At 71.2% G+C, this 26,307-nt stretch carries 24 protein-coding genes and 1 tRNA gene; 6 read left to right on the top strand and 19 right to left on the bottom strand.

Annotated elements, in window-relative coordinates:
• The 3 genes from FCL41_RS00150 to FCL41_RS00160 are packed head-to-tail and all read right to left on the bottom strand — an operon-like array spanning position 1 to position 2,544.
• Positions 1-1,314, bottom strand: a complete 1,314-nt coding sequence (locus tag FCL41_RS00150) for a PP2C family protein-serine/threonine phosphatase (RefSeq protein ID WP_239021698.1) — start codon at positions 1,312-1,314, stop codon at positions 1-3.
• A 9-nt stretch (positions 1,315-1,323) separates the two neighbouring features.
• Positions 1,324-1,809 (bottom strand): FHA domain-containing protein FhaB/FipA, encoded by a 486-nt coding sequence (locus tag FCL41_RS00155; RefSeq protein ID WP_137064537.1) that lies wholly within the window; start codon positions 1,807-1,809, stop codon positions 1,324-1,326.
• Positions 1,810-1,812: 3 nt separating this feature from the next.
• Positions 1,813-2,544 (bottom strand): FhaA domain-containing protein, encoded by a 732-nt coding sequence (locus FCL41_RS00160; RefSeq protein ID WP_137064536.1) that lies wholly within the window; start codon positions 2,542-2,544, stop codon positions 1,813-1,815.
• A 222-nt stretch (positions 2,545-2,766) separates the two neighbouring features.
• Between FCL41_RS00160 and FCL41_RS00165 the strand changes: the two genes are divergently transcribed.
• A tRNA-Leu gene (locus FCL41_RS00165) sits at positions 2,767-2,850 on the top strand.
• A gap of 62 nt (positions 2,851-2,912) precedes the next feature.
• Here the strand turns inward: FCL41_RS00165 and FCL41_RS00170 are convergent.
• The 4 genes from FCL41_RS00170 to FCL41_RS00185 all read right to left on the bottom strand — a co-directional run bounded on the left by FCL41_RS00170 (position 2,913) and on the right by FCL41_RS00185 (position 8,926).
• Complete coding sequence (locus FCL41_RS00170) at positions 2,913-4,196, bottom strand: hypothetical protein (RefSeq protein WP_137064535.1); 1,284 nt, start codon at positions 4,194-4,196, stop codon at positions 2,913-2,915.
• A gap of 20 nt (positions 4,197-4,216) precedes the next feature.
• Entirely contained in the window at positions 4,217-4,708 is a 492-nt protein-coding gene (locus FCL41_RS00175) for a SigE family RNA polymerase sigma factor (RefSeq protein ID WP_137064534.1), read from the bottom strand.
• Positions 4,709-4,976: 268 nt separating this feature from the next.
• Positions 4,977-7,412: a hypothetical protein gene (locus tag FCL41_RS00180; RefSeq protein WP_137064533.1), complete on the bottom strand. Its 2,436-nt coding sequence runs from the start codon at positions 7,410-7,412 to the stop codon at positions 4,977-4,979.
• A 167-nt stretch (positions 7,413-7,579) separates the two neighbouring features.
• A complete protein-coding gene (locus FCL41_RS00185; RefSeq protein ID WP_137064532.1) occupies positions 7,580-8,926 on the bottom strand; it encodes a PAS domain-containing protein in 1,347 nt (448 codons plus the stop codon).
• Positions 8,927-9,076: 150 nt separating this feature from the next.
• Here FCL41_RS00185 and FCL41_RS00190 point away from each other — a divergent pair, with 150 nt between their 5' ends.
• Positions 9,077-10,153, top strand: a complete 1,077-nt coding sequence (locus tag FCL41_RS00190; RefSeq protein ID WP_338088651.1) for a lipoate-protein ligase small subunit — start codon at positions 9,077-9,079, stop codon at positions 10,151-10,153.
• Positions 10,154-10,226: 73 nt separating this feature from the next.
• Here FCL41_RS00190 and FCL41_RS00195 read toward each other — a convergent pair whose 3' ends face one another.
• The 4 genes from FCL41_RS00195 to FCL41_RS00210 all read right to left on the bottom strand — a co-directional run bounded on the left by FCL41_RS00195 (position 10,227) and on the right by FCL41_RS00210 (position 14,988).
• Positions 10,227-11,255, bottom strand: a complete 1,029-nt coding sequence (locus FCL41_RS00195; RefSeq protein ID WP_239021699.1) for a DNA polymerase IV — start codon at positions 11,253-11,255, stop codon at positions 10,227-10,229.
• 68 nt (positions 11,256-11,323) lie between these two features.
• Positions 11,324-11,503: a hypothetical protein gene (locus FCL41_RS00200; RefSeq protein ID WP_137064531.1), complete on the bottom strand. Its 180-nt coding sequence runs from the start codon at positions 11,501-11,503 to the stop codon at positions 11,324-11,326.
• A 41-nt stretch (positions 11,504-11,544) separates the two neighbouring features.
• Positions 11,545-13,164 (bottom strand): ABC-F family ATP-binding cassette domain-containing protein, encoded by a 1,620-nt coding sequence (locus FCL41_RS00205; RefSeq protein ID WP_137064530.1) that lies wholly within the window; start codon positions 13,162-13,164, stop codon positions 11,545-11,547.
• A 48-nt stretch (positions 13,165-13,212) separates the two neighbouring features.
• Entirely contained in the window at positions 13,213-14,988 is a 1,776-nt protein-coding gene (locus FCL41_RS00210) for a GNAT family N-acetyltransferase (protein ID WP_137064529.1), read from the bottom strand.
• A 42-nt stretch (positions 14,989-15,030) separates the two neighbouring features.
• Between FCL41_RS00210 and FCL41_RS00215 the strand changes: the two genes are divergently transcribed.
• The 3 genes from FCL41_RS00215 (at position 15,031) to FCL41_RS00225 (ending at position 17,055) form a co-directional block, all read left to right on the top strand.
• Positions 15,031-15,813, top strand: a complete 783-nt coding sequence (locus tag FCL41_RS00215) for an alpha/beta fold hydrolase (RefSeq protein WP_137064528.1) — start codon at positions 15,031-15,033, stop codon at positions 15,811-15,813.
• 32 nt (positions 15,814-15,845) lie between these two features.
• Complete coding sequence (locus FCL41_RS00220) at positions 15,846-16,499, top strand: maleylpyruvate isomerase family mycothiol-dependent enzyme (RefSeq protein ID WP_137064527.1); 654 nt, start codon at positions 15,846-15,848, stop codon at positions 16,497-16,499.
• 61 nt (positions 16,500-16,560) lie between these two features.
• Positions 16,561-17,055, top strand: coding sequence for a glutathione peroxidase (locus FCL41_RS00225; RefSeq protein ID WP_137064526.1), 495 nt, complete (start codon positions 16,561-16,563; stop codon positions 17,053-17,055).
• Between the two features lie 79 nt (positions 17,056-17,134).
• Here the strand turns inward: FCL41_RS00225 and FCL41_RS00230 are convergent, their stop codons facing one another.
• Entirely contained in the window at positions 17,135-17,455 is a 321-nt protein-coding gene (locus tag FCL41_RS00230; RefSeq protein ID WP_137064525.1) for a GNAT family N-acetyltransferase, read from the bottom strand.
• A complete protein-coding gene (locus FCL41_RS00235) occupies positions 17,452-19,539 on the bottom strand; it encodes an MMPL family transporter (RefSeq protein ID WP_137064524.1) in 2,088 nt (695 codons plus the stop codon). Before FCL41_RS00235 ends, FCL41_RS00230 begins: the two co-directional genes overlap by 4 nt.
• Before the next feature lie 154 nt (positions 19,540-19,693).
• Between FCL41_RS00235 and FCL41_RS00240 the strand changes: the two genes are divergently transcribed.
• Entirely contained in the window at positions 19,694-20,164 is a 471-nt protein-coding gene (locus FCL41_RS00240) for a MarR family transcriptional regulator (protein ID WP_137064523.1), read from the top strand.
• Here FCL41_RS00240 and FCL41_RS00245 read toward each other — a convergent pair.
• From FCL41_RS00245 to FCL41_RS00270, 6 genes are all read right to left on the bottom strand, one after another.
• A complete protein-coding gene (locus FCL41_RS00245; RefSeq protein ID WP_175422332.1) occupies positions 20,161-21,393 on the bottom strand; it encodes a M15 family metallopeptidase in 1,233 nt (410 codons plus the stop codon). The genes FCL41_RS00240 and FCL41_RS00245 overlap by 4 nt on opposite strands.
• A complete protein-coding gene (locus FCL41_RS00250) occupies positions 21,390-22,205 on the bottom strand; it encodes a GNAT family N-acetyltransferase (protein ID WP_212723045.1) in 816 nt (271 codons plus the stop codon). The genes FCL41_RS00245 and FCL41_RS00250 overlap by 4 nt, the downstream gene beginning before the upstream one ends.
• A 126-nt stretch (positions 22,206-22,331) precedes the next feature.
• A complete protein-coding gene (gene ppgK / locus FCL41_RS00255; RefSeq protein ID WP_137064520.1) occupies positions 22,332-23,081 on the bottom strand; it encodes a polyphosphate--glucose phosphotransferase in 750 nt (249 codons plus the stop codon).
• A gap of 42 nt (positions 23,082-23,123) precedes the next feature.
• Complete coding sequence (locus FCL41_RS00260; protein WP_137064519.1) at positions 23,124-23,288, bottom strand: methionine/alanine import family NSS transporter small subunit; 165 nt, start codon at positions 23,286-23,288, stop codon at positions 23,124-23,126.
• A complete protein-coding gene (locus FCL41_RS00265) occupies positions 23,285-24,898 on the bottom strand; it encodes a sodium-dependent transporter (protein WP_137064518.1) in 1,614 nt (537 codons plus the stop codon). Before FCL41_RS00265 ends, FCL41_RS00260 begins: the two co-directional genes overlap by 4 nt.
• Before the next feature lie 62 nt (positions 24,899-24,960).
• On the bottom strand, positions 24,961-26,274 hold the full coding sequence (locus FCL41_RS00270) for an MFS transporter (RefSeq protein WP_212723044.1): 1,314 nt from the start codon (positions 26,272-26,274) through the stop codon (positions 24,961-24,963).
• Positions 26,275-26,307: the final 33 nt, after the last annotated feature.

A 26,307-nucleotide genomic window follows, 5' to 3' on the forward strand; every position in this document is an offset into this window, starting at 1 on the left:
TCACTCCCCGAACTGCTGGGCAGCAAGGTTGTCGACGGTGGTGCGCGCCGCCTCGAGGTCGGCGGCGGCGATGCCGTCCTGGACCAGCTGGGCGTCGTAGTCGGAGAGCCCGTCGACGACGACGTCGGTGGTCTCGTAGGGGTGGAAGAGCTCGAACCCGCCCGGCAGGGTCGTGTCGACGCCGCGGTAGATCGTCACGACGCCGTCGTCCTCGCCCACGAAGAACTGGTGCTGGGTCCACCACCAGGCGCCCACGCCGACCACCCAGGTGACGCCGGCGAGCGTGAGCACCACCAGGAGGGCGCGCAGCCACGCGAAGCGGTGCGGCGCACGCGGGGCGTAGCGGACCGCCTCCACGTCGAGTGGGTCGGTGGCGATCGCACCGCTGGCCCCGTCGGGGAGTGCGGTGCTGGAACGCGGCGTACGCGCCTTCACGGTCGCCTCGCCGAGCGGGGCACCTGCCGTACGCGGGAGGTCGGCCGCCGCGCCCACGAGGAGCGGGTCGGCGTCGACGGGGGCGTCGGAGGCGGGGACGACGTCGGCGACCACGCAGGTCACGTTGTCGGTGCTGCCGGCCTCCAGGCTGGCACGGACGAGCTCGACGGTGGCGAAGTCGGGTGTGCCCTGGCCGAGGATGGCGCCCAGTCGCTCGTCGTCGAGGACGCCCGAGGCGCCGTCGGAGCAGAAGAGGAGGCGGTCACCGGGGCTCAGCGCCACCGTGAAGAGGTCGGGTGCCGGGTCGCGGACGCCGTCGAGCGCCTTGAGGATCAGGTTGCGGTGGGGGTGGACCCGCGCCTCGTCGTCGGTGATCCGGCCCTCGTCGACGAGCCCTTGGACGAACGTGTGGTCGTGGGTGAGCTGGCTCAGCTCGCCGTCGCGCAGCAGGTAGGCCCGCGAGTCGCCGACGTGGCCCAGGCCGAGCGACTGGCCGTCGAAGAGGCCCACGGTGGCGGTGGTGCTGGTGCCGTCGAGGCTCTGGTCCTCCTCGGCGAGCTCGGCGATCCGGTCGTGGGCGCGGTGCAGGGCACCGGCGAGGCGCTCCAGCAGGTCCTCGGAGGACGGTTCGTCGAGGCGTCGCAGGACCTGCACGGCCGTGGAGGAGGCGACGTCGCCGCGGGCAGCACCGCCGACGCCGTCGCAGACGAGCAGCAGCCACGGTCCGGCGTAGCCGGAGTCCTGGTTGTCCTTGCGGACGCGGCCGACGTCGGAGAGGGCTGACCAGTGCAACCGGAGCGCGCCGTTGCCGCCCTCGGGTCCGTCGGCGTCGGGGCGCACGGCCGGCCTGATGGCGGTGTCGGTGTCGAGCTCGGTCACGGCGGTGCCCTACTTCCGGAGCTCGAGGAGGGTCTTGCCGATCCGGACCTGCGTGCCGACGCTGACGGCGAGCGGCTCGGTGATGCGGGAGGAGCCGACGTAGGTGCCGTTGGTGGAGCCGAGGTCCTCGACGTACCACTGGTCGCCCGACAGCGCGATGCGCGCGTGGCGGGTTGAGACGTAGTCGTCGTCGAGGCGGATGGCGGCGTCGGAGCCGCGGCCGATCAGGACCGGTTCACCGTTGAGGTCGGCCCGCTCGCCGGCGTTCGCACCCTCGACGACGAGCACGTGGGTGGGCGAGCCGCGGCGGCGCGGCGCCTTGCTGGGCTTGCCGGCCTTCCCGGGCTTGGCGCGCGGGGCTCCGCGCGCCGCACGGGGCTCCGGCACGCGCGCACCGAACATGTCGGAACGCACCACCGAGATGGCGGCCAGCACGAAGATCCACAGGACCGCCAGGTAGGCGAAGCGGATCAGGAAGAGCGTCAGCTCGGACACGGTTCAGTTCCTTCCCGCGCTCGGCCCCGCGTGATCGTCGGTGAAGAGTACGCGGATGTCGGTGCTGCCGATGCGGACGGTCGAGCCGTTGCCCAGGCGTGCGCGGTCGACTCGCTGGCCGTCGACGAGCATGCCGTTGGTGGAACCGAGGTCGGCCACGGTGACGTAGGGGCCGTCACCGCGCTCGACGCAGTCGAACTCGACGTGGCGCCGGCTGACGCCCGGGTCGTTGATGCGTACGTCGGACTCGGTGCCGCGCCCGACGACGACGCCGGGGGGCAGGAGCGGGTGCTTGGTGCCGTTGATCTCGAGCACGGCGTGCGGCTTGCGGGCGCGCGAGCGGTGGTCGTCACCGCCCGTGACGCTGGCGCGGGCCGAGCTGCGTACGCGCATCTGCCCGGTGGGCAGGTCGGGCGCGTGCTCGAAGGTGATCTCGATCGGGCCGGGGAAGACGTAGCCCTGGGCCTCGGCGTGCTCCTCGAGCTGCTCGGCCAGGTCGCGCGCCATCGCGTTGTCGTAGGGAGCGAGGCGGTCGAGGTCGCCGTCGGCCAGCTCGACCTGGAACTGGTTGGGGACCAGGCGTCGGTCGCGGCTCAGGATCTGCGAGTTGTTGTCGACCTCGCGCTGGAGCGCGGCCGAGATCTCGACCGGCTGCACGGCGCTGCGGAAGGCGCGGGCGAAGGCACCGGAGATGAGGTTCTCCAGGCGCTGCTCGAATCGTTGCAGGGCGCCCACGCGACCTCCTTCTCATCCGGGGTGGTGGTCGGACAGGGCAGTGCGACCTGTGGCGATGCTATCGGGGCAGGGTGACGAACAACCGTTCCCACTGCGGGGACAAGGTGAAACCTGTGTGCAGGAGCGGTGTGGCGTACGCCGCTGTGCACGCGCCGCGGTTGCCGCGGTCGTGCCCCGGTTTGGGCTGGAGCGGCCGTGTGGGATATGTTCTCAACGCTTCAAGCGCGAGTGGCGGAATAGGCAGACGCGCACGGTTCAGGTCCGTGTGTCCGAAAGGACGTGGGGGTTCAACTCCCCCCTCGCGCACGTGAAGAAGGCCCCGATCTAACGATCGGGGCCTTCTGTCATTCTCGTCGTGGTGCTGGGCGTCAGTTCACCCAGACGTCCGAGGTCGCGATGGCGCTGAGCTGCTCGACGGAGAGCAGTGGGGCGTCACGAGTGGGGGTGGAGCCGGGAGTCTCGGGCCCCGCGGCGGTGGTCGACCTCACCGTCACCCCCACACCATCGGCCCGCTGGTAGGAGGCACGGTTGTAGGTGATGACCGAGCCATCCTTGTCGGAAGCGAGTTCCTGGGTGTCCAGGCGTCCGCCTTCGTCCTGCCTGCAGGAGCTGGCCGGGCACGCGGGCGGATTCTCGACCGTGAAGTTGTAGGGAGCCGACTCCAGCAGCACCTCCACGTAGGAGACGCCTCCGCCGTCGTCGACCAGGAGGCCCTTGCGCGTGTACGAGGTGAAGTAGACGTCGTGGGAATAGGCGGCGGCGAAGGTCGCCGCGTCCAGCTCGGTGATGGTCACTCCCGGCACTGCCTCCTCGATCATCGTGGCGAGCTCGGCGCCAGCGCCGGCGGCATCGAAGGCGAGGGTGCCCAGCGGGTACTCCTCGAGGAACGCCGCGGCGTCCCCCTGGGTGATCCAGGCGTCGGCGGTGACGAGGGCGGACAGCTGCTCCACGTCGAGCGGTGGCGTCGGCCGGGTGGCCCGCCGGTGGTTGTAGTTGTGCGAGTGAGCGATGACGACCAGGCCCTCGCGGGTGACCAGCATGGCTTCGGCCGTGGTCGCTGACCGCGGCAATTCGTGCGACCGGGTCCGAGTGGCCAGGGTGCCCTCGGCCACCTCCGTGCAGGTGTAGGTGACCATGCCCGGCAGGAGGTCGGAGCAGACGTTCGCGACGGTGCGCTCGTGCGATGCCGCCGGCTGGGCAGGTGAGATCCGGAGCGTCACGTAGCCCGATCCCTGGCTGTCCGAGGTTGTCAGAGTGCCCATGCGTACGCCCGGCACCGGGATCTCGTGGATCTCGCTGTCGTTCGACGGCGAGGTCTCCAGGTCGGGAGCGATCTCCTCGACCAGGCCGGCGAGGGTGGGGATGACCTCGCTGGCGGCCACCGCAGGAATCTGGTCGGTGCCCGCCGCGACCCGGTCGGCCGGCGTCGTGGCTGTGGGGGCATCGGTGCCCTGGTTGCTCAGCGCCAGCCAGCCCAGCGGGGCGACCACGGCCACGGCGGCGACGCTCCCCACGATGCGGACGGCGGCCGAGCGCCGGCGCAGGCGGCGCCCGCGCGCCGTTCCTGCGGCGACGACGTTCCCCGTCTCGAATCCGAGGTCGTCGGTGGCGGACCGGAAGAGGTCGTTGAGGTCGGTGTCGGTGGTGTTCATGTCATCTCCCTGGTGGTGATTCATGTCAAGGACGCTTCCGGCGTCTCGGTCATGCGCAGGCGCAGCTTCTGCAGGGCGCGCATGGTGCGCGACCGGACGAGGTCCTCGCTGATCCCGAGGATCTCGGCGGTCTCGCGGACCGACGTGTCCTCCAGGTGGCGCAGCACGAGGACCGCCCGGTCGAGCGGGGGCAGCTGTGCGAGCTGCGCGACGAGGTCGACCCGCAGGTCGGCGTCGGCGCCGGGAGCCTGGACGTCCGGCAGGAACTCCGTGGGTCGTTCGGTGCTGCTTCGCCGCCGGCGGCTGCTGATGAACGTCCGCGTGAGCGTCGTACGGGCGTAGGCGACCGGACTGTCGAGTTGCCGGCGCCCCCAGACGACGTACAGCTTCGCCAGCGTCTCCTGGACCAGGTCCTCGGCCTCGTGGTGGTTGCCGCAGAGCAGGTAGGCGGCCCGGAGCAGCGTCGGCGTGCGAGCCTCCGCGAACTCCAGGAACGAGTCTTCGCCCTTCAATGGTGCCTCCTCGGGGTTGGCGCGAGGACGCTTCCTCGTCAACCCACTGACGCGGTGGCTGAAGGGCTACGTGACGCGCGGCCGGAGTTTTGTTGCCGAATCTCGTCGAGGGGGCACGCTGCTGTCAGTCAATTGGGTGACTTGCCTTGTAGACAGCACGGAACGCATCGACAAAGCGGGAGGCCGCGGCTGGGTTGCCGTGGATCCCAACGGGCGCTCCGTCGTCCTGGCCGTCACCCGCGCGGAAACCCTGTCCGGGCTCACCACCTCACTGCGTCAGCGGCCGGAAGCACAGCGTGGCGTCCCCACGTCCCTTCGAGTACCAGAGCCTGCCGTCGGTGACCGTGACGGCGGAGGCGTTGCCCAGCTCGGCGACAGCCTTCGAGGAGAGCGTGTAGGTGGTCAGCGGGGGACGCCCGGCGGTGGCCTTCGCTGCTGCCAGGCGCTCACGCGCGACCGCCAGTCCCGCCTCGGCGGACCTGACCTTCTCTGCGGCCTCGTCCGCGCGCGCCCGGGCGGAGGCAGCTGCCTCGGTGGCGTCGCGGAGGGCGACCGCCGCCTGCTCGACGGCCGCGCTGGCCGCCGCGGCAGCGGACGTGCGCTCGACCAGGTCGGCCTCGGCCCGGGTGGCGGCAGCGGTGGAAGAGGACAGCTCCTTCTCGGCCGTCGAGAGTGCGGTGCCCGCGGCGGTGGCCACCGTGCGTACGGCGGTGGACCGGGCAACCGCGTCGTGCAGCACGCGCCTGCCCGCCGCCAATGCCACCTCGACGGCGTGCTCCTCGTCCTGAGCGACTCTGTGCGCAGCGGCCGCAGCGAGGGAGGCCTCTGTCGCCGCACGAGCTGCACCCTGGGCGGCCGTGAGGTCGGTGGTCGCCTCGGAGACCGCGCGCTGACGCTCCGACAGGTGGTGCACCGCCGCCTGCTCCTGGGAGCGGGCCTCGCGAGCGTCGGCCCGGGCGACCGTCAAGAACCTGGTCGTGGAGGCGCGAGCGGCGGTGGTGCGGGCGAGGTGCCTGCGCTGAGTGGCGACACGCTTCCGGAGGGACAGCCGGCGGGCCCGGCTCTTCGCCGTGGCGACGGACTTCCTGAGCCAGGAGATCCTCGCCCGCACCCGCTTCGCCTTCGCGGCCTGCGCGCTCGACTTCCGCTGCAGCGACGTGACCCTGTCCTGTGTGGCGGCCCTGGCAGCCCGAGCGTCCAGCAGCGCCACCGAGGCTGCTTCCCGCTGCGAGGTGGCGGAGCGAAGTCGCTCGGTGCGGTCGCCTTCGACCTCGTCGGCCTCCACGGCAGCAGCACTGGCAGCGACGAGCGCAGACAGCGCCGACTCCACCGTCGCCCGCGCCCCGGAGTGGGCCCGCTCGAGCACGGACACCTTCTCCTCGGCGCTCGACACGGCAGCCTCGGCCTCCACGGCGCGGGTGTCGGCAACGTCCAGCGCCGTGCGCGCCTCCGTCCGCGCGCCGCGCTGCGCAGCGAGTGCCTCGTGGGCTGCTTCGAGCGCGTCCCGCGCCTCGGCCAGCGCGCTGCTCGCCCGGACCTCCGCCTCGAGGCTGGACTCGTGGTGGTCTGCCGACGCCCCGAGCGCCAGACGCGCGGCCTCGTCGACCGCCTCGGCCGAGGCGATGGCACTCCCCGTCTCCTGGAGGAGCGTCTCAGCGGCGGCGGCCGCCTCCCGGAAGGGGACCGGGTCGATCTCCTGCGACACCGACGTGTGGGTCATGCGCCAGACCCGGGAAGCGGTGTCGAGGACGTAGAGGTGGCCGTCCGTCCCGACCGCGGCGTTGCGCGGCAGCGCCGTACGCGGCAGCGCGACGCGGCCGGTCGTCGTGCCGTCGTACCACCGCAGGCCCGACGACCCGGCGGTCCAGATGCGGCCCTTCCACGTGAGGACGTCGTGCCCGTCGTAGATCCAACGACCGAAGTCGGGCTCCGTCACCCCGGGAGCCGCCTCCCACCCGCCGGCAGCGGGATCGAAACGCATCATCGGCGAGCTGTTGTTCGTGTCTGCGCGGGCGTAGACCTTCCCGTCGAGGACGGCCAGCCAGTAGAAGCGTTCGAAGCCGTCGCGCATCGTGACGTCGGCGTGGGTGTCGACGAGGGACTCGGTGAACGTCCTGCCGCCGTCGGCGCTGCGCCACACGACGGCTCGGTACTGCTCCCGGGCATCCCCGCCTGCCACCGGCTGGTGGGCTCCGGCGACGAAGACCTCCTGGCCGACGCGGGCCACGTCGAAGACGTGGACGCTGTTGATGCCCTCCCCGATGTCGGCCCACTGTCCGTCGGCGTCGGTCGCGTAGCCGTTGGTGGCCCGGGCGCCGAGTGAGGGGTCGATGTTGGGCACGTAGAGCTTGCCGTCGCTCAACGTTCGGAAGGTGTTGACCTCCTCGGACTTGAAGTGCGGGAAGGCGACCGTGAACTCGTTCGTCCCGGGGTCGAAGTAGGAGACGTTCGTGCCCTGCGGGGTGGACGACGAGCCCGTGTTGGCGTCGTAGTCGCCGTATCCGTAGAACACCTTCCCGTCGTGGTGGTGGAGGGTCGAGAGGGTGCGCCCACGTGCGGTCCCGAGGGCCGACGCGTCTGGGGCCGCGAAGCACGAGCTCGCCGCGCCGGTAGCGGCGGCGGCAGCGTCGGCGTGGACCGTGGACACGGTGGAGACGACGGTCGCCAGGCACAGCAGGGAGGCGGCGTTCTTCAGGATGGACAAGGCGAGCTCCAGGGGGACGGCGGAAACCGTCCGGCGCAAGGCGCGGGCGTGCCGGGTCACCCACGGCAGGGGGACGGCGCCAAGGCGGACGGTTCAGTCGATCTCCCCATCGGCCGTGGCGGTGCCGTCCTTCGGGAACTGCCGAATCTGCTACCTGCGCGACACGCTCACTCCACCCGCATCGTGACCAAGTGCGATCGCAAGGCCGCCGGGTCGAACGCCACGATGGCGCCCGAGGCTCGCTGGGCCAGCTGCTGGAGCTGCTCGGCGTAGCGCCAGGACGCGCTGATCTGCTCGTCCACCGGACGCACCTGCTCGCCCAGCTCGACGCGGGCGTGGCGGAAGACCAGGTGGCGCCACTGACCGATGAAGCGACGGAAGTCCTCCAGCAGACCGGCTGCCTCGGTGACCACGCCGGCGACCTCCTCCAGGTCGGCGTTGACCTGCTGCACCTGCTGCGACATCTCCACCACGCACGCCTCGACGGCGTCGCAGAGCAACGGGACCGCTGACAGCGACTCGTGCGGGGCGACCCCGTCGTGCACCTCGGCGGCGAACGCGGCGGCCATCTCGTTGTAGAGCGTCGCGAGCGCGATCTGGAAGCGCATCCGGGCGATGTCGGTGTGCAGGTGGGCGAAGGCGGGGGAGAGCTTCTCGAGGTCGGCGATCGCCTCGTTCATCGGTTGGGCCATCACCCGCGCGACGTTGGCCAGCACCGGTGACTTGTCGGCGACCAGTGCCGAGGCCTCCTGCGCAGCGACCACGGATCCCTGGAGTCCGGCGGTCATCGCCAGCACGTGCAGGGACGTGTCGGTGAGCTCGTCGCCCAGCGCCTGGTAGTCGTCGAGGCGCCCGACCAGCTCGCCCAGCAGGGCGTCGACGGCGCGGGTGCCGGTGAGCACCTGCGCGATCTCGCCCGTGGCCGCGGGCCGCTGGTGGGCCTCCGCGGCCCGGCTGCGCGCAGAGATCTCCGCCGGCAGTGCGTCGTGCATGAACTCCTCGTACGAGTCGAACCCGTGCTCGCGCAGCGCCTGGAGCAACGCCTCCTCACCGACCTCGGCGACCTCGCGCCGGGTCGCGCCACGGTCCTCCGCCACCGCCTCGGCGGCGCGAGCGACGGCGTACACCTCGCGGACGGTCTCCAGGGTGCCCTCGCGCGGAGCCATCCGCACGGACAGGAAGCCGTCGGCGACGGGGCTGACGACCGCGTGGACCCAGTAGTGGTCACCGTCCTTGGTCCGGTTGCACACGTAGGTGCCGATCGGGCGGCCCGACGCCAGCCACGACCACATCAACCGGAATGCGCCGGCCGGCATCTCCGGGTGTCGGACGAGGTTGTGGGGGGCGCCGAGCAGCTCGTCGAGCGCGTAGCCGGAGATCCGTACGAAGACCGAGTTGGCCTGCTGGATCACGCCGCGGGAGTCGGTGGTGGAGAAGAAGAGCTCGTCGACGCCGAGCAGGCGCTCGGTGTCGGTGTCGGTGTCGGGCAGGGTCTGGGGGGCTTGCAGGGGCATGACGCATCCTTCTCCCGGGTCCCATGAGGGTGGGGGGACCTACGAACCCGGGACGACGAGGCTAAGTCGCGCCGTGGCCGTCGCAGGCCGCGGGGTCGGAGGCACCCGGGCGTGACGCCTGCCACCTCGTCGTCGGGCGGGAATGACCTCGTGACGGGGGACGCTTACGTCCACATGAAGGTCAGCGGTGCACGCAAGGTCCCCGGCGGCAAGCTCGTACGCGTCGACGCCCGGGTCGACGACGACCGACTGGTCGACGTCGTCGTCTCCGGAGACTTCTTCCTCGAGCCGGACGAAGCCCTCGACGACATCCGCGCCGCCCTCGAGGGCGTGTCGGTGGACGCCTCCTTCGAGGCCCTGACCGCTCGGGTCGAGGAGGCCCGTGGCGACGCGGTCATGCTCGGCTTCGCGCCCCGCGACGTGGCGCTGACCGTCATGCGCGCGCTGGGCCGCGCGACCACCTGGGAGGACCACGACTTCGAGCTGGTCGACGCCGGCCCGCTGGAGCCGCTCATGCAGATGGCGGTCGACGAGGTGCTCGCCCGCCAGGTCGCCGAAGGCCGCCGCCGGCCGGCGTTGCGCATCTGGGACTGGGCCTCGAGCGCGGTGATCATCGGCTCCTACCAGTCCGTGCGCAACGAGGTCGACCTCGACGCCGCGGCCGAGCACGACATCGCCGTCGTACGCCGTGTCTCCGGTGGCGGGGCCATGTTCGTCGAGCCCGGCAACACGATCACGTACTCGCTCTACGTCCCGGCCACGCTCGTCGCCGGGCAGAGCTTCGCCGAGTCCTACAAGTTCCTCGACGCCTGGGTGCTCCGCGCGCTGCGGGGTCTCGGGGTCGACGCGTCGTACGCCTCGCTCAACGACATCGCCTCACCGCAGGGCAAGATCGGCGGCGCCGCGCAGAAGCGGTTCGCCACCGGCGGCGTCCTGCACCACGTGACGATGGCCTACGACATCGACGCGCAGAAGATGACGCAGGTGCTGCGGATCGGGCGCGAGAAGCTCTCCGACAAGGGCACGAAGTCGGCCGCCAAGCGGGTCGACCCGATGCGCTCGCAGACCGGGCTGGAGCGCGAGCAGGTCATCGAGGCGCTGGTGGGCGAGTTCGCCGAGAGCTATGGCCTGACGCCGGTGGCGCTGGACGAGGAGACGCTGGCCGAGGCCGAGGCCCTGGTGGCGTCGAAGTTCGCCACCGACGAGTGGCTGCACCGCATCCCCTGAGGGTGAGTGTGCAGATGATGCCGCTGCGGTGGCCCCGCCCTGCATCATCTGCACACCCGGCAGGAGCGTCTGATCAGTAGCCGCCCTGGGGCGGCACCATCTCCGCCCGCACCCCGAGCAGGCGGATCGGACGCTCGTCCTCCAGGCGGCGCAGCAGGTCGAGCGCGGTGGCGGCGACGACGGCCGGCTCCCACGTCGGCTCGGCCAGCTTGCGGGAGCGGTGGACGGTGAAGAAGGGCGCGAACCGCACCTTCAGGTGCACCCGCTGGCACGGCCGGCCCTCGGCACGGATGTCGGCGACCACCTGTTCGGCGAGCGACTGCACGGCCGCCTCGACCTCGTCGGCGGTCACCAGGTCCTGCTGGTAGGTCGTCTCACGACCGTGCGCCCGCGGCACCCACGGGGTGTCGTCCACGGCCGCGCTGCCGGCGCCGCGCCCCAGCTCGCCCAGCCACGGCCCGGTGCGTGGCCCGAACGCCGCGGCCAGTTGGGTGTCGTCGCTCGTGGCCAGGTCGTGCACGGTGGCGATGCCGAGGTCGGCGAGGCGCTGGGAGATCCGGCTCCCGACGCCCCACAGGTCGCGGACGGGCCGCTCGCCCATCACCTCGAACCAGTTCTCCTCGGTGAGCCGGAAGGTGCCTCGCGGCTTGCCGAACTCGGTGGCGATCTTGGCCCGCACCCGGGTGTCGCCGATGCCGACGCTGCAGTGCAGGTCGGTGGCGGCGAGCACCCGCTCCTGGATCGTGCGGGCCACCGCCTCGGGGTCGTCGGTCTCGATCCCGACGAACGCCTCGTCCCACCCGAGCACCTCGACGACCGTGCCGGGCACCGCGCGCACGCCTGCCATCACGACGGCCGACGCCGCGTCGTACGCCGCCTTGTCGACCGGCAGCACGACCGCGTCGGGGCAGCGCTTCACCGCCGTACGCAGCGGCATCCCCGAGCGCACCCCGAAGGCGCGGGCCTCGTACGACGCCGTGGAGACGACGCCGCGCTCGGTCGGGTCACCGCGTCCGCCGACGATGACCGGCAGGCCAGCCAGCTCGGGGCGGCGCAGGACTTCCACCGCGGCGATGAACTGGTCCATGTCGACGTGCAGCACCCAGTGCGCCCTGCCGGACGTCGGGCCGGACGTCCTGTCGGACGGCTCCTTCGGTGGCGGCGCAGGCCTCACGCGTTGAGCGCTGCGAAGGCCTCGAAGACCATGTAGGCAGGCCAGAAGATGCCCTGGAAGACCGCGTATGCGTATTCAGCGAAGCGGTCGGCGTCCTGCCAGAAGTAGACCCACGCCCCGAAGACGCCGAGGCCGTAGATCGCTCCCCCTCCTGCGGCACTGGCAGTGTCTGCCATGGTGGCCACCTCCTTCGCCTCGACCCTACCCGAATCGAGGCTCAGCGAGGCCGCTCGACGCGGCCCTCGTCCCACACCGGGCCGTCGGTCTCACGCACGACACCGTCGGACCCGAAGACCAGGAACCGGTCGAAGGTCTTGGCGAACCAGCGGTCGTGGGTGACCGCCAGCACCGTGCCCTCGTAGGCCTCCAACGCGGACTGCAGCGCCTCGGCGCTCTCCAGGTCGAGGTTGTCCGTCGGCTCGTCGAGCAGCAGCGAGGTCGCCCCGCCCAGCTCCAGGCGCAGGATCTGCACGCGCGCCTTCTGGCCGCCCGAGAGCCGGTCGAAGGTGATCTCGGCCTGCTGCTCCAGCTCGTAGCGCCGCAGCGACGACATCGCCGGACCGCGCTGCAGCGAGTGCTCCGACCAGAGGATGTCGAGCAGCGTGCGGCCGTTGAGCTCGGGGTAGGCGTGGGTCTGGGCGAAGTGTCCGGGCACGACGCGGGCGCCGAGCTTCCAGGTGCCCGCGTGGTCGACCTCGCCGCCGGCGAGCAGTCGCAGGAAGTGGGACTTGCCGGAACCGTTGGAGCCGAGCACCGCGACCCGCTCACCCTGGAAAACCTCCAGGCTGAAGGGCTTCATCAGCCCGGTCAGCTCCAGGTCGGTGACGGTGATCGCGCGCACGCCCGTACGTCCGCCCTTGAGGCGCATGGTGATGTCCTGCTCGCGCGGCGGCTCCGGCGGCGGTCCGATCTCCTCGAACTTCTTCAGCCGGGTCTGGGCCGCGGCGTAGCGCGAGGCCATCGCGTGGCTGACCGAGGCGGCCTGCTGCAGGTTGACGACGAGCTTCTTGAGGCGAGCGTGCTGCTCGTCCCACCGCCGACGCAGCTCCTCGAAGCGGGCGAAGCGGTGCTGGCGGGCCTCGTGGAAGCTGGCGAACCCCTCGCCGTGCACCCACACGTCGGCGCCGGCGGGCGAGGGCTCGACCGCGACGATCTTCTCCGCGGCCTCGGAGAGCAGCTCGCGGTCGTGGGAGATCAGCAGCACCGTCTTGCGGGTCTGGCGCAGCTGCTCCTCCAGCCACCGCTTGCCGGGCACGTCGAGGTAGTTGTCGGGCTCGTCGAGCAGGAGCACCTCGGCGGGGCTGCGGAAGAGCGCCTCCAGCACCACGCGCTTCTGCTCACCGCCCGACAGGGTGCTGGCCTCGCGGTGCTGCGCGGCGTGGAACGGGATGCCCAGGGCGGCCATCGTGCACATGTCCCAGGTGTTCTCGTAGTCGTAGCCGTCGGCCTCCGCCCAGTCCGACAACGCCTGGGCGTAGGCCATCTGGGTGGCCTCGTCGTCGCTGTGCAGCAGCGCCTCCTCCGCCGCGTCCACCGCGCGAGCGGCCTCGCGGATGCGGTCGGGCGCCACGGCCACGAGCAGGTCGCGCACGGTCGAGCCGTCGCGGACGCTGCCCACGAACTGCGGCATCACGGCCAGGCCGCCGGAGACCGAGACCGTGCCGGAGTCAGGCGTCAGGACACCCTCGATCAGCTTCATCAGGGTCGTCTTGCCGGCGCCGTTGGGCCCGACCAGCGCCACCACCGACCCCTCGCCGACCCGGAAGGAGACGTCACCGAGCAGCAGCCTCCCATCGGGGAGGACGTATTCGAGGTGTGCGACGTCGACGTGACCCATGCGCTGAGCCTGTCATCCGGCGCGCTCGGGCGACGAATCGTTTTCGCCCTACAGCGCCCGCTTCAAGCCGGCGTGCGACTCCTCGTAGCCCAGCCGCGTGTAGAAGGCGCGCGCCTCGGTGCGGGCGAGGTCGGTGGTGAGCTGCGCCAACGTCGCGCCGTGGGCGGCGCCGTGGTCGTGGGCCCAGCCGAGCATGGCCGTGCCGAGCCCGCGGCCGCGGTGGGCGGCAGCCACGCGTACGCCCTCGACCTGGAGCCGCGTGGCGCCTCCGCGGGACAGCCCCGGGACGATCGTCAGCTGCATCGTGCCGGCGACCTCGTCATGGGCGTCGCGCACCACCGCCAAGTAGTGGGAGGAGTCGCGGGTGATGGCGTCGTACGCCGCCTCGTAGCGCGGCAGCTCGGCTCCCTCGCGCGTCGCTCCGATCGGGTCGTCGGCGAGCAGGGCGACCAGCGTCCCCACCTCCGTACGCCGGGCTCGCTGCACCCGGAACACCTCGCCGTCGACGACGAGGCGGCGACCCGCCGACTCGCGCGCGTGGGCGCCGACGTGCGCGACGAGCGCGTCGAGCCAGGCGCCGACGTTGCGGCGGGCCTCGTCGGTGTCGGGGTAGCGGCACCGCAGGTGCAGTCCGGCCTCGTCGAGGATGAACCAGAGCATCACGCCGTCGGTGAGGATCTCGGCGCCGACGTACTGGGCCTCCAGACCGGCCGCGTCGACCCGCACCGGGAGCCGCCGCAGGTCGAGCCAGGAGATGGCGAACATGCCCGGCGCCATCGGCATGCCACCCCAGGGCGCGAGCACGTCGGCCAGGGGCGATGAGCCCAGGTGCACGGCCTCCTTGACGGCGGCGGCGCAGGCGCGCGGCTCGGGGTCGTGGCTCTCCAGCACCGAGTTGGTGATGAACCACCCGACCGAGTCGTGCCAGGTGGGCTCGTAGCGGCTGTGCACCGGGAAGACGGCGCGCAACGGCTGCGCGGCCAGCTCCTGCGTCACCTCGGTCATCGAGGAGACGACCAACGCGAGCGTGGAGACGCCCCGGTCGCGGGCCTCGGCGCTGAAGGCGGCGCAGTCGTCGACGTCGAGCACGTCGCGCACCTCCACACGCTCGCGCTGCAGCGTCGTCACCTCACCCAGCGGCATCGGGAAGCACGGCATCACCCCGCCGCCGTCGGTGATGATCTCGGCCCAGCGACGACGGACCTCCTCGGGCGCCGCGGGCCGGTCGCGCAGTGACTGGGTGTGCTCGGCGAAGGTCGGGGTCGGCGGGAGCGCCGGCTTCGCGCCCGACTCCACGGCCGCCAGCGAGGTGAGCAGGTCACGGGCGATGACGAGCATCGACCACATGTCGGTGTGGGCGTGGTCGGCGCCGACCACGACGGTGGGGCCGGCGGCGGTCTCGAGCACGCAGATGCGGTGCGAGGGGCGGGCGTGCGGGGTGCACGCCGCGTCGAGCACGTCGCGCAGGGCCGCGTTGACCGCTTGGCCGGGCGCGATCGGGTGCTCCACCCAGGCGCCGGGACCCACCTCGACCTCGTGCAGCGCCGGGCCGTCCGCGCCGTCCTCGCCGGGGGAGAAGACGGTGCGCAGCGTCCCGTGCCGCGCGACGACGGCGAGCCAGGCGGTCGCCAGGTCATCGAGCGCGACCGCCTCGGGCAGCTTGAACGACAGCGCCATCCACGACCCGGGCCGGTCACCGGCACCCACGTGGAGCGCCTGGTCGAAGGAGACGGGCAGGGCGCGGCCGGGCTCGCTGACGGTGACGTCGTAGCCGAGGAGCCGACCGAACGGCAGGCGAAGGTGCGCAACGTTGGTCAGCCGCATGGCGTTAGCCTAGGCCCGCGGTCCACGGGGAGGAGCGAACCGATGACGACGTTCAGCGTGCCCGGTGCCGAGCTGGACACCGAGTTCAGCGACGAGCGTGGACACCCGGTCGTGCAGCTCCACGGCCTCACCTCCAGCCGCCGGCGCGACCGGCTGCTCGACCTCGACCTCGGCCGCGGTCTCAGCGGCACCCGTCTGCTCCGCTACGACGCCCGTGGCCACGGACGCTCCACCGGCCGTCGGGTCCCCGAGGACTACCGCTGGCCGGTCCTGGCGCGTGACCTCCTCGCCCTGCTGGAGCACTGGTTCCCCGGTGAGCGGGTGCATGGCGTCGGCCCGTCGATGGGCTGCGCGACGCTGCTCCACGCGGCGGTCGTCGACCCCGAGCGGTTCAGCAGCCTGACGCTCCTGGTCCCCCCGACCGCGTGGGAGTCGCGACGCGCCAAGTCGGCTGACTACCTGCGGGCGGCCGACGTCGTCGAGCAGCGCGGCCTCGACACCTTCCTCGCGGCGGGGCGGTTGGTCCCACGCCCGCCGGCGACCGTCGACGCCCCGGAGACCGTGCCGGACGTCTCGCCCGAGCTGCTGCCGACCCTCTTCCGTGGCGCTGCGCTGACCGACCTGCCCGATCCCGAGCAGGTCAGGCGGATCCGGGTACCGGTGACGATCCTGGCGTGGATCGACGACCCCGCCCACCCGGTCTCCACCGCCGAGCGCCTCGCCGAGCTGCTGCCGTGCGCGCGGCTCGAGGTGGCGCGTACGCCCGCCGACGTGGCGCGCTGGCCCCAGGTGCTGGCCGACGACGTCGCGCGTCACGGGGGCTGACGCAGCACCCGGTTCCTCCCTACGGTGGTGCCATGTCCTCCCATGCGCCTGACGAGGTGTACGAGATCGCCACGGCCAACCGCCTGCTGGCCGCGGACATGTTCGCCGACCTGTCGCCCGAGCAGTGGCGTACGCCGTCACTCTGCGCCGGCTGGACCGTGCGAGAGGTCGCTGCACACCTCGTGCCGCCGGAGGGTGGCTTCACCGTCGGGTTCCTGGTGAAGGCGCTGGTGAAGTACCGCTTCGACCTCGGCCGGATGGTCGACGAGACCGCCAAGCGGGACGCTGAGCAGCCGACCGAGGTGCTGGTCGAGCAGCTGCGGTCACGGGCGGACCGGCGCCTCGACCCGCCCGTGACCGGTGCGCTCGGACCGATGACCGACACCTGCATCCACCTGCGCGACGCCGCCCGGCCGTTGGGCCTGGACGTCAACCCGCCGCCGTCCTCGTGGCGCCCGGCCCTGGACTTCCTGGTGTCCGAGCCGGCGAGCAAGGGCTTCGTCCCTCGCGCGCGACTGTCAGGGCTGCGGTTCGAGACCACTGACCAGGAGTGGAGCCATGGCGAGGGGGCGGTCGTACGAGGCTCCAGCGAGGCGGTCGCCCTGGTGGTCGCCGGTCGCAGCGCGGCGCTGCGCGACGTCTCCGGTGACGGGGTCGACGTGCTCGCCGGGCGGCTGCGTCGGTGACACGGCCGCTCGGCGCGGGGATTGGCAGGCGCTCGCTGGTGTGGCCTGATTCACTTGCCGCATGACCTCCCTCTTCGACTTCTCTGCCACGGCGATCAACGGCACGCCGACCGAGTTCACGTCGTACGAGGGCCAGGTGCTCCTCGTCGTCAACACCGCCTCGCAGTGCGGGTTCACCCCGCAGTTCACGGGTCTCCAGGAGCTCCAGGACACCTACGCCGACCAGGGCTTCTCGGTGCTCGGCTTCCCGTGCGACCAGTTCCGCCACCAGGACCCGGGCACCGACGAGGAGATCGCCTCCTTCTGCACCGGTCACTTCGGCGTGACCTTCCCGATGTTCTCCAAGGTCGACGTCAACGGCGACAACACCCACCCGATCTACCAGTGGCTTCGCCAGCAGAAGTCGGGCCTGCTGGGCGACAAGATCAAGTGGAACTTCACCAAGTTCCTCGTCGGCCGCGACGGTCAGGTGATCAAGCGCTACGCGCCGACGACCAAGCCCGAGCAGATCGCCGACGACATCGAGGCGGCGCTGAAGGTCCCGCAGCCCAGCTGACGCAGTCCCACCGATCACAGCGCAAGCAGGGCTCCGGAGATGTCTCCGGGGCCCTGCTTGCGCTGTCGTGGGGAGGCGCTCAGGCCAGCCCGAACTCCGCACGCGACTCCTCGGGGACGAGGTCGACGTACTCGGGGTTCTTCTGGATGAAGCCGCGGTAGAACGCGCAGTGCGGCAGCGCACCCATGCCCTGCTGGCGTACGTGGTTGAGCGACGCGGTGGCGAGCTCCTTCGCCAGGCCACGGCCCTCGTACGCGTCGAAGACCTCGGTGTGGAGGAAGTCGATCACGCCGTCGAGCCGCCGGTAGTCGGCGAACCCGGCGAGCTCGCCCGCCACGTGGATCTCGTAGCGGTCGGCCTCGAGGGCGTCGTTGACGCTCACGGCGTTGTTGTCGGTCATCCAGCCACCGTAGTGGTGCCGGCCAGGGGGGTCGAGCCGTCCCGGTCGCCCTCACCGGCCGCCGGCGTCGGCAGCTTGCGCGGCCACCAGAACTTGTCGCCCAGGGAGATCGCCAGGGCCGGGACCAGGACCGTGCGCACCAGCAGGGTGTCGAGCAGGACGCCGAAGAAGATGATGATGCCGAGCTGTGCGAGCACCACCAGCGGGAGCACGCCGAGGACGGCGAAGACCGCCGCCAGCAGGATGCCTGCGCTGGTGATCACGCCTCCGGTGGCGGTGAGCGCGCGGAGCATGCCGACTCGGTTGCCGAACTTGAGCGCCTCCTCGCGGGCCCGGGTGATGAGGAAGATGTTGTAGTCGACACCCAGTGCGACGAGGAAGAGGAAGGCCATGAGTGGCACGCTCTGGTCGATCGCCGGGAAGCCGAAGACGAACGTGAAGACCCACCACGAGATGCCCATCGCGGCGGCGTAGGTCGCCACCACCGTGATGACCAGCAGGACCGGGGTGATCAGCGAGCGGAGCAGCAGGATCAACGCGCCGAGCACCAGCAGCACGATCACCGGCAGGATCAGCATCCGGTCACGGTTCGACGCGTCCGCCACGTCGATCAGCTCGGCGTCGCCACCGCCGACGTAGGTCTTGTCGAACCCGTCGACCGCGGAGCGGATCCGCTCGACGGTCGCCTTCGCCTCGTCGGTGCCGGGCGCGGCGGCCGTCACGGCGTCGATCATCGCGACGCCGTCACCCTCGTCGGAGATCATGGCCGAGGTGACGCCTTCGACCTTCTTGACCGCGGCGAGGACCTCGCCGGGGTTGGCCTCCGTCAGCACCTGGGCAGGGTCGCTGGTGCCGGCCGGGTAGGACTCGCCCAGGCGCTCGGCGGCGACCAGCGCCGGCGGGGTGTCGAGGAACTGCTCGGACTCCTCGAGCCCGACCTTGACCTGGGAGAAGCCGACCATCAGCACGGCCAGCAGGGCCAGCGTGCCGATCACGAAGGTGCGCGGACGGCTGTCGACGCGGCGGCCGACCTTGTGCCAGAAACCCTTGCCGTCGACCAGCTGGGTGTCGCCGACCTTCGGGGTCATCGGCCAGAAGAGCCAGCGGCCGAAGACCACGAGCGCGGCGGGGAGGACGACGACGGCGAAGGTGGCGGCGATCAGGACGCCGATGGCACAGGCCAGGCCGAGCCCGCGGGTGTTCGGGAAGACCGAGAGGAGCAGGGTGAGCACGCCGAGCACGACCGTGGACGCCGAGAAGGCGACCGACTCGAACGTACGCCGCAGCGCGCGCGCCATGGCGACGTGGCGCGACTCCTCGCGCTTGAGCTCGTCGCGGTAGCGGGAGATCAGCAGCAGGGCGTAGTCGGTGCCTGCTCCGAAGACGAGCACCGACAGGATGCCGACCGTCGACTGGTCCCAGGCGACGAAGTCGACGTTCTGCATGATCTGGGTCGCGCTGATCGCGGCGAGGCGGTCAGCCACCGCCACGACCACCAGCGGGACGATCCAGAGCACCGGGCTGCGGTAGGTGATGATCAGCAGGATGGCCACGATGCTCGCGGTGGCCAGGAGCAGGCGCACGTCGGCGCCGGCGAAGACCTCGCTGAAGTCGGACTGGATGGCGGCCGGTCCGGTGACGGAACCGCTCACGCCGTCGGGGGCGTCGGCCTTGACCTCGGCCCGCAGGTCCTTGACCTGCTCACGGATCTCGCTGGAGTCCTGCGCGTCCACCGGCACGACCGTGTAGACGGCCGAGCGGTCCTCGGCGACCACGAAGGGGCCCTTGCCGACGGCCTTGCGCAGCTCGCCCAGCTGCTGCTCGCTGAGCTCACCCGAGTCGGCGGTCCACAGCAGGATGGCAGCCGAGGACTCCTCGGTGGTGAGGCGCTCCTCGAGGTCGGTGGCCTGGGTGATGCCGTAGCCGTCGGGGAGGGAGAGGCTGGGGTCGGTGGGCGCCTCGGCTTCCCCCAGGCTGATGACCCAGCCCGCGAAGAGGAGCGGAAGCAGGGCGACGATCCATGCCGTACGTCGACCGGCGATGAAGCGAGTCACCCGGTTGGTTCCGGGGGCGGGGGTGGACATGGCGCGGGCTCCTGGGGGAGTGGTGAGGGTGGGTTATATTTTTGCTGGCTTGATTGCCAACAAACTTAGCAACCAAGTCTCTGGGCTCACTTGTTCCCGGTGTCAGCGAAATGACCGAGATTGTCCGGTGGTCCAGTCCTGATGAGGGGGAGAGATGCCCGCACGGTGGAAGGACAGCGGCGCGCTGAGGGCGCTCCGCGAGATCACCCGGATCGGCGCACGCCTGCACCACGTCCTGTCGCGTCGCACCGGGCTGGGCCCGACCGACCTCACGGCTCTTGAGCTGCTCTCGATCGAGATGATGGGGCCGGCCGAGCTGGCCCGCCACCTCGACATCACGACGGCAGCCGCCACCGGCGTCGTCGACCGTCTCGAGGCGCGGGGACACGTCGTACGCCGCCCGATCCCGGGTGACCGTCGTCGTACGGGCGTGCACATCACCGACGCCGGACGACGCGAGGCGTGGTTGCACCTGACGCCGATGTTCGCGGCTCTCCAGGCCAACGACGCGCAGTTCACCGAGGAGGAGCGAGCGGTCGTGGAGCGATACCTCACCGGTGCCGCGAACGCGATCAACACGGTGGTGGAGGGTGACCCGCGCGACCTAGTCGATGGGGCGGGCTAGCGAGCCGCCACGAGGCGATCCATCTCGAAGTGCATCGGATCGGTCCATGCCCAGCGGCCGCCCCAGGCGAAGCCCCACCTCTCGAAGATGCTCACCACCTGCCGGTCAATCGTGCCGACGGTGCCCCGCTGGTTGCCGGGCACGTTGAGGTCCAGCGCGATGCCGAAGGCGTGCAGCGAGAGGCTCTGAGCGTCGGCCATGAACCGCGGGTTGAAGCAGCCCCCGTACTGGGCCACGTTGATCTTGGCCGCCAGACCGGCCCGCCGGATCTCGGCGAGGGCAGCACGCAGCTGCGGCATCACCACGCGATGGCAGGTCACCTGTCCGAGGATCGGCACCTCATCGGTCACGATGCTCTCCGCCACCCACGCCGGGTCGGGAGAGATCCGGCCATCCTCGAGCACCCGGTAGGTGAAGGAGCCGAGGGCGACCGAGCCTCCGGTCAGGTAGGCGCTCTGGACGGCCGTGAGGTCCCGGTCCTGGCCGAGCACCTGCACCTGTACCGACGGCTTCTCGCCGAGCAGCCGCCGCAGCACGCGCTCCACCCGTGGGCGCACCACCCGCGGCTCGGTCGTGCTGGTGGAGATCAGCAGCGCGTTGTCGGCCGGCATGCCCAGCTCCTGGCCCCACGCCGGGTTGAGCACGGCGTCGACCTGGGGGACCTGGGAGACGGTGGCCCCGATGTGCACCCGGGGCGCTTGCCGGTCGTTGCCGAGGCGAAGGTGGTCGTCGGCCTCCCAGAGACGACGGGGCACGCTCGGGTCCACCGCCAGCTCGCCGCCGGCGACTCGATCCCACGCCGCCTGGTACCGGGCGGTCCGGCGCTGGGTGAAGCGCCGGTACTGACTGACGTCCACCGCAGCCAGCGTCAGCACCCGGTTCTGGACGCTGACCTGGGCCAGGGAGAGCGGGGTCACGTGGTCGATCCCGGCCACTCGCCTCACCCGAGCGATCTCGTCGGCGGTGAGGGTTCGCTCCACCTGGACGAGGAGGTCGGCGGGGAGCAGGCGCTCGGTCAGCCGCGGGGGAGGCTCCACGGCGGGGGCGGCGGGCGATCCGGTGGTCGCCGGGTCCTTTCCGCCCGGTCCGCCTGCTGCGGGTTCGCTGGTTCGGACCTCGCCAATTTCGGGGGTGATGGTCAGGTCCTGGCCGGCGCACCCGGCGAGCATCGCGCCGATCAGCACGATGCCTCCAAGCCGCACGGCCGGCGTGACCTCTCGGCGTCTCACCCGTCTCGCACGGTCCCGGCTCTGGTCCACACGTACGGCGTGGTCGTGGTGATCGGCCGCAGACCGGCCCGCTCCAGGATCGGCCGGGACATGTCGCTGCAGTCGCTGTGCAGATAGCGCGCCCCCGCGCGTGCGGCCGCCTTCGCCCGCCCGGACGCGAGCGCCCGGTAGAGCCCGCGTCCCCGCCAGGCGGGGTCGACCGCGCCGCCCCACAGGCTGGCGAACTCGGTCCCGGCGACCCGCTGGACCCGTCCGGCGCCGACCACGTCGGTGCCGACCCGAGCGACCCAGAACTCCTCGCCCTCGGCGCGGGCGTCCTGACCGGCCAGCGCCTCGTCCGGCTCGGGACCGCTGCCGAACACGGCGTGCTGCATGCGGGCTGCAGCCAGCACCCAGCGCTCCGCATCCGGCCTCTGGTCGACCCTCAGCACCTCGACCTCGTCGGGCAGGGAGTCGTGCGCCAGGGCGGCGACTCCCTCCGCCTCACCCACCATGACCGTCTCTCGCGGCTCGGGGACGAACCCGGCGGCGACCAGCACCTCCGGCAGGTCGCTGGGCAGGTCGTGACCGCGGGTCTTCCACTCACCTTGGCTCAGGCGCGGGTCATCGAGGAAGCCCTGGACGGTGCGTGCCACCAGCGACTCGAGCTCGTCGCCACTGAGGCCCTGCAGGTCGCGGTAGCTGACGTGCCCCCGGTCGCCGTACCGGCCGATCCACAGCGGTCCATCGCGGCGTACGGCGGTGGCCGTCGAGAACTCCGACGCCTCGCGCAGCTGGCTGTCGTACGCCCTGAGCAGCTCCTGATCTTCCACCCGGACCAGCCTAGTTGGCCGCGAGCAACGCCGCGCTCTCTAGCTTTCCGCGAGCAGTGCCGCGCTCTTCAGCTTTCCGCGAGCAGTGCCGCGCTCTCTAGTTTTCCGCGAGCAGTGCCGCGCTCTCTAGTTTTCCGCGAGCAGTGCCGCGCCGACGATCCCCGCACGGTTCTGCAGCGTCGCAGGCACGATCTCGGTGTCGATGTCGATGAGGTGCAGGAACTTGTGGTGCGAGGCGCTCACTCCGCCACCCACCACGAAGAGGTCGGGGGAGAAGAGCCGCTCCACGGTGCGGTAGTAGACGGTCAACCGCTTCGCCCAGGCCTCGTACGTCAGTCCCTCCGACTTGCGCACCTTGGTCGAGGCCCACTTCTCCGCCACCCGACCGTCGATCTCGAGGTGGCCAAGCTCGACGTTGGGCACGAGGACTCCGTCGTGCAGCAGGGCGGTTCCGATGCCCGTGCCGAGCGTCGTCACCAGGACCACGCCGCTGCGACCCTTCGCCGCACCGACGGCCGCCTCCGCCAACCCTGCGGCGTCGGCGTCGTTGACCACGTGGACGTCCCGGTCGAGCCCGCGGGTGAGGAACTCGTCCGCGTCCAGCCCCTGCCATGCGGGATGGATGTTGGGGGCGAGGCCCACGACGCCATGGCGCACGATGCCCGGAACAGTCACGCCGACCGGTCCGGTGATGTCGGGGTGGTCGGCGAGCATCGTACGGAAGATGTCGAGGACTGCCTCGGGCGTCGACTCCTCGGGGGTGTCCACCTTGACGCGCTCACTCGCGAAGTCGCCCGCGGTGAGGTCGACCGCCGCGCCCTTGATGCCCGTGCCGCCGAAGTCGATGCCGAAACGCAGCTGCGTCGTGTCGCTCATGGACCCCATCTCAGCACGCAGGTCCGGGTCGCTGCCCGAGGCTCACAGGTCACGCGTGAAGTGCTGCCCGCCGGGGCGTACGTCCGGCCCCGCGTCAGCCCTGCCGCGTCGGCCGTCGGCGCGCACCAGGAGCACGATCGCCAGCACCAGACCTCCCCAGAGGACCAGCATCGAGAAGATCATCATCACGATCGCGGTGGCACTCATCGCTCATCGGTTCCTTCCGCGGGTCGGACCGGGTCGTGGACGTGGACGTGGGGGAACGGGTCGGGGTCGACGTGCGGTGGCGCTTCCTCGCCCGGGTCGGCGAGCGAGGTGTCCTCGCGCCACGGGATCGGCGAGATGACGTAGCCGAGCACCATGACGGCGGCAGCGGCACCCCACCCGAAGAGCGCGATCATCCAGGTCGGGTAGCCGCCGTACGGCGTCTCGACCACGGCTTGGAAGGAGTCGAAGACCATGTAGGCCAGCGCGATCGGGACCACGCCGCCGACCAGGACGCGCCACCACAGCAGCAGCGGGATGGAGCCGTGCACGTTGAGGTGGTCGGCCAGCAGGGGAAGCGCCCGGAGCGACCAGGCGACCACGACCATCGACACCGTGGCGACCAGGAGGATGCCGAACTGGTTGATGAAGTGGTCGAGGATGTCGAGCACGTAGATGCCGCTCGCGGTGGAGAAGAAGACCAGGCTGATCACCGCGCAGGGCACGGCCACCACGGAGGCGGCCAGGCGGCGTGACAGGTCGAACTTGTCGCGGATCGCCGAGACCACGACCTCCAGCACCGAGACGAGCGAGGTCAGGCCGGCGATCACCAGGGAGCCGAAGAAGAGCACACCGATCAGGGCCCCCAAGGGTGCCTCGCTGATGATCGTCGGGAAGACGATGAACGCCAGCCCCACGCCGCCCTCCACGACATCACCGACCTCCGCGCCCTTGGCCTGCGCCAGGAAGCCCAGCGCCGCGAAGACGCCGATGCCGGCGAGCAGCTCGAAGCTCGAGTTGGCCAGTCCGACCACTGCTCCCGAGCCGGTCATGTCGGTGTCGCGGTCGACGTAGGAGGAGTAGGTGATCATGATGCCGAAGCCGATCGACAGCGAGAAGAAGATCTGGCCGAAGGCTGCCGCCCACACGCCGGCATGGGTCAGGGTCTCCCAGTTGGGCGTGAAGAAGGCCTCCAGGCCCTCGGCCGCTCCCGGCAGGAAGAGGGCCCGCACCACCAGCGCCAGGAAGGCGACGACGAGGACCGGGATGCCGACCACCGACGTGAGGCCGATGCCCTTCTCCACCCCGGCCACCATGATCACGATGACCGCGAGCCAGACCAGGACCATCGGCACCAGCACGCCCGCGACCACGGTCAGGTCGACGCCGACCTCGCCGGCCTTCAGGAACTCCCCGTAGAAGAAGTCCTCGGCGTTGTCGCCCCACGACTGGTTGAACGAGAAGAACGTGTAGCGCAGCGCCCATGCGAGCACGGCGGCGTAGTACACCGCGATCATGAAGCAGATGCCGACCTGCCACCAGCCCAGTCCCTCCGCGGGACGGCTCAGGCGGGCGAACGAGAGCGGCGCCGACCCGCGGAAGCGGTGGCCCAGTGCGTAGTCGAGGTAGAGGAACGGGATGCCCGCGCAGAAGAGCGCCACCAGGTAGGGGATCAGGAAGGCCCCGCCACCGTTCTCGTAGGCGACGTAGGGGAAGCGCCAGATGTTGCCGAGCCCGACGGCCGAACCGATGGCCGCGAAGATGAACACCTTGCGGGACGAGAACGCTCCCCGCTTGACCTTCTCGTCCGCTGCCGCGTCCTGTGTCGCCATGGATCCCTCCTGCGCCTCGGTGCCCTTGACCCTGCCACGTCAGGGCGCGCGGGAGAAGTGTCTCAGTCCAGGGGGTTCGAAACCTCGTCGGCCGGCATCCTCGCCCACAGCCACGCCACGACGCAGACCACGAGAGGGGCCAGCGCAGCGATCCAGAAGGTCGCGCGCACACCGATCAGTTCGGAGACCGGGCCGACCAGGGCCATCGACACGGGCATGAGCGAGATGGAGACGAAGAAGTCCAGCGAGGAGACGCGCCCCAGCAGGTCCGGCGGGACGCGTCGCTGCAGCAACGTGCCCCAGATGACCGTCGGTGCGGAGAAGGTGATGCCCACGACGAAGCACGCCAGGATGATCATCCAGAGAGCTGTGGCCTCGGCGATGAGGACGAAGGGCAGTGAGCCCAGCCCCCAGCAGGCCATCATGACCGTGAGGTAGCGCCGCGGCATCCGGATCGAGGCCATCGCCAGCGACCCCACCGCGCCACCGACTCCGAAGGCCGCCAGGACCCACGAGTGGTCGCTCGCGTCGCCCTCGAGGGTCGACTTGATGAAGACCGGGACGAGCACCTCCAGGGGCCCCATCATCGCCAGCACGCTCAGGCACGCGAAGAGCAGGGAGGCGAGGAGCCACGGCGTACGCACCATGTAGCGCACGCCCTCGCCCATGTCGGTGAAGGCCGAGCGGACGGGGTGGGTGGCGTGCCGCTCGTCCAACGTCCGACGCAGCGGCGTACGCGGGACCGTGGTCAGCGCGACGATCGCCAGCACCATCGCCGCGGCGGCGATCGCGAAGGCCGACGAGGGAGCTGCCACGCCGATCACCGCGCCAGCCGCCGCAGGGCCGATCGCCTGGCCGATGGTCGGTCGCACCATCCCCTCGAAGCCGTTGACCGCCATCAGGTCCTCGGCCGGGACGATCGAGGGCAGCAACGCCGAGTAGGCCGGGTAGTAGAACGCCATCGCCATGCCCGTCACGAAGGCGGTGCCGGCGAGCAGGCCCACGCTGCTGAAGCCTGCGTACGCCGCCGCGGCCGCGAACGCCATGCCGGTGAGCTCGACGCCGGCGACCGCGAGCAGGATCAGCTTCTGGGGCACCCGGTCGGCCACGACCCCGGCCAGCAGCGCCGGGATGATGACGCCGACCGCCGCCATGGTCGAGACGAAGGAGAGCTGGGGTGCGCTGCCGCCGAGGCGGAACACCTCCCAGACCAGCGCGACCAGCCAGACGCCACCGGCGAAGGACGAGAAGACCAGGGCGGCGGCGAGCTTGCGGTAGGCCGGGATCTTGAACGGGGTCAACGCGCGGGGGACGGCCCGCCCCACCGCCTGATCACCGACGGTGTCCAACACGTTGTCGATGATCGGATCACTCACGGCGGTCATTCTGCCGGGAGGGGGCGACAAGTT

Source organism: Nocardioides jishulii, from assembly GCF_006007965.1.
Classification (GTDB): domain Bacteria; phylum Actinomycetota; class Actinomycetes; order Propionibacteriales; family Nocardioidaceae; genus Nocardioides; species Nocardioides jishulii.

Coding starts and splice junctions, on each gene's coding strand:
- FCL41_RS00170 (WP_137064535.1), bottom strand. CDS start 4,196: ATGAACACCACCGACACCGACCTCAACGACCTCTTCCGGTCCGCCACC.
- FCL41_RS00185 (WP_137064532.1), bottom strand. CDS start 8,926: ATGCCCCTGCAAGCCCCCCAGACCCTGCCCGACACCGACACCGACACC.
- FCL41_RS00200 (WP_137064531.1), bottom strand. CDS start 11,503: ATGGCAGACACTGCCAGTGCCGCAGGAGGGGGAGCGATCTACGGCCTC.
- FCL41_RS00205 (WP_137064530.1), bottom strand. CDS start 13,164: ATGGGTCACGTCGACGTCGCACACCTCGAATACGTCCTCCCCGATGGG.
- FCL41_RS00210 (WP_137064529.1), bottom strand. CDS start 14,988: ATGCGGCTGACCAACGTTGCGCACCTTCGCCTGCCGTTCGGTCGGCTC.
- FCL41_RS00215 (WP_137064528.1), top strand. CDS start 15,031: ATGACGACGTTCAGCGTGCCCGGTGCCGAGCTGGACACCGAGTTCAGC.
- FCL41_RS00220 (WP_137064527.1), top strand. CDS start 15,846: ATGTCCTCCCATGCGCCTGACGAGGTGTACGAGATCGCCACGGCCAAC.
- FCL41_RS00225 (WP_137064526.1), top strand. CDS start 16,561: ATGACCTCCCTCTTCGACTTCTCTGCCACGGCGATCAACGGCACGCCG.
- FCL41_RS00230 (WP_137064525.1), bottom strand. CDS start 17,455: ATGACCGACAACAACGCCGTGAGCGTCAACGACGCCCTCGAGGCCGAC.
- FCL41_RS00235 (WP_137064524.1), bottom strand. CDS start 19,539: ATGTCCACCCCCGCCCCCGGAACCAACCGGGTGACTCGCTTCATCGCC.
- FCL41_RS00240 (WP_137064523.1), top strand. CDS start 19,694: ATGCCCGCACGGTGGAAGGACAGCGGCGCGCTGAGGGCGCTCCGCGAG.
- ppgK (WP_137064520.1), bottom strand. CDS start 23,081: ATGAGCGACACGACGCAGCTGCGTTTCGGCATCGACTTCGGCGGCACG.
- FCL41_RS00260 (WP_137064519.1), bottom strand. CDS start 23,288: ATGAGTGCCACCGCGATCGTGATGATGATCTTCTCGATGCTGGTCCTC.
- FCL41_RS00265 (WP_137064518.1), bottom strand. CDS start 24,898: ATGGCGACACAGGACGCGGCAGCGGACGAGAAGGTCAAGCGGGGAGCG.